The sequence below is a fragment of the Nostoc sp. CHAB 5715 genome, from assembly GCF_020829685.1.
In the GTDB taxonomy this organism is placed as follows: domain Bacteria; phylum Cyanobacteriota; class Cyanobacteriia; order Cyanobacteriales; family Nostocaceae; genus Nostoc.
The window spans coordinates 1-2,362 of sequence record NZ_JAIVFR010001079.1 but is presented as its reverse complement, the minus strand read 5'-3'; the positions used below and the strand labels follow the sequence as shown (position 1 = coordinate 2,362).

General features: G+C 46.3%; 2 protein-coding genes. One reads left to right on the top strand and one right to left on the bottom strand.

All coding sequences use genetic code 11. From position 1 onward, the window contains the following. The first annotated feature begins 213 nt into the window (after nt 1-213). A complete protein-coding gene (locus tag LC574_RS36120; RefSeq protein ID WP_229458433.1) occupies nt 214-819 on the top strand; it encodes a DUF4129 domain-containing protein in 606 nt (201 codons plus the stop codon). Nucleotides 820-866: 47 nt separating this feature from the next. Here LC574_RS36120 and LC574_RS36115 read toward each other — a convergent pair whose 3' ends face one another. Continuing rightward, entirely contained in the window at nt 867-2,174 is a 1,308-nt protein-coding gene (locus LC574_RS36115) for an aspartate aminotransferase family protein (RefSeq protein WP_229458431.1), read from the bottom strand. Between the last annotated feature and the right edge of the window lie 188 nt (nt 2,175-2,362).

Here is a 2,362-nt window from a genome sequence, read left to right as displayed (position 1 = left end):
CTTAATCATTTAACATTACCACAAGGTGGCTTTTTTCCTGAACCCTGGCCCACATTTACTCCAGAACTTAATGTTTCCCAAATCACCTTCTCCTCTGCCTAATTTTTAAATACCTACCCTTGAAAGCCCTGCTCCCCTGCCTCCCCTGCTCCCCACTCCCCACTCCCCCCTCCCCCCTCCCCCCCCCCCACTCCCCACTCCCCACTCCCCACTATGACAGATACTTTTGAAAAAACTAGCTGGAGTTGGCAGCTTTCTCAATTTAAACAACAAGCGGGAGAATGGTGGGAATACCAGTTTTACCGCTTTGAACGCGCAATGCCAGAATTGCCTAGTGGATGGTCGATTAGCCCAAGGCTAGGTGAATTGCTGAAATTCCTGTTTTGGCTGGTACTAGGTTTATTTATCGCTTGGGTAGGTTGGCGATTATGGCAAGAATTCAGTCCTTATGTATATTCTTGGCTGAATAAAACTGGCAATCTCACTGATTTTCGCTTAAAAACTCGCTCTAGTGAGTCATCCATAGCCCTTTTGTTGGAGCGATCGCAACAATTTTACCGTCAGGGAAACTACCGTGAAGCTTGCCGTTGTGTCTATTTAGCGATGTTGCAGCAGTTGCATCAAAACGCGATCGCACCCCACAAACTCAGTCGCACAGATGGAGAATATTTGCAATTGCTGCGATCGTCTGTGACTCCTATACAGCCTTATGAAACTTTAATTACCACTCACGAGCAATTATGTTTTGGTAATGCCGAGATTTTGCCAGATAATTATGAGCAGTGTCGGCAAGCTTATCGGGAAATTTCCCCAGAATGAAAAAGAGACGTTGCATTGCAACGTCTCTACACAAAATAAACAATATTCTATTTGGTGAAAGTTGCGTAGACGCCCTGCGGCTTGTCGTTAGACATCGCCTTGTCTACAGCTTCCAAGGCAGTGTTTACTTCTACTTCCGTGATAATTAGCGGTGGCACAAAGCGGACTACTTTTGGCCCGGCTGGTACGAGTAATACACCCTCGTTGATGGCAGCATTGACGATATCTGCTGCGGTTAGTTGAATATCGGTTCGCAACTCCAAACCGTTGATTAAACCCCAACCCCGAACTTCGCCAATGTGCTGAGGATATTTCGCTGCGATCGCCTTCAATCCAGATCGCAATTGTTCACCCCTGTCTTGCACATTCTGCAAAATATTTTCTCGTTCCAATGTCTGGCAAACACTAAGTGCTACACCACACACAAAAGGATTTCCGCCAAAGGTGCTAGCGTGTTCCCCTGGTTGAAAAACATCACAGAATTTCTTGCTCATCATTGCGCCGATGGGAATACCGCCACCTAAGCCTTTGGCACTGGTGAAAATATCCGGTTCAACGCCGAGATGTTCGTAAGCCCATAATTTACCACTGCGCCCCATGCCAACTTGCACTTCATCAAAAATCAATAAAATGCCAGTTTCGTCGCAAATCTGCCGGAGCTTTTTGAAATAGGCAATATCTCCCGGACGCACACCGCCTTCTCCCTGCAATGGCTCAATCAGAATCGCCGCTACCCGATAATCGCCTTCATCCAACTCGCTAATCGCCACTTCCACAGCGTTAATATCGTTGTAATTTACGTAGTGGAAACCAGGAACCAAGGGATCAAAATATTTTTGATACTTCGGTTGTGCTGTAGCGGTAATCGTTGCCAAAGTCCGTCCGTGAAAACTGGCATTGGCGGTTAAGATAATCGGTTTTTCAATGTCTAATACTGTGTGGGCATATTTCCGCGCCAGTTTGATTGCGGCTTCGTTAGCTTCAGCACCAGAGTTGCAGAAAAATACGCGATCGGCACAAGAATGTTCAACAAGCCATTTTGCCAATTCACCTTGCTCAGGAATGTAGTACAAATTAGAGACATGGTGCAGCTTCTGGATTTGGCGTGTCACCGCTTCTACCATCACTGGGTGGGCGTGTCCTAAAGTACAAGTGGCAATTCCAGCCACAAAGTCCAGATATTCTCGCCCTTGTGTATCCCAAACCCGGCATCCAGCACCCCGTTCTAGGGCTAAGGGAAACCGGGCGTAGGTAGACATGACAGCTTCATTAAAGCTATCTGCATCAAAGGGACTGGATGCTGACCCTGAATCTGGGGGGATGGTGGCTTGGTCAACGAGAGTTTGTAGGCTCACTACCGCTCCTCCTGAAAGTTTTTCATTATATAGTTATTTACTATAGGACTCATATTTGATTTTTGAAAAAAACTCAGTACACCTTTATTCCTTCTTAAGAGGTTGTTTGAAAAGTGGTTGGCTGTAATTTTAGGCACTTATCGATCCCCCCTAACCCCCCTTTTTAAGGGGGGAACCGGAATTAAAGC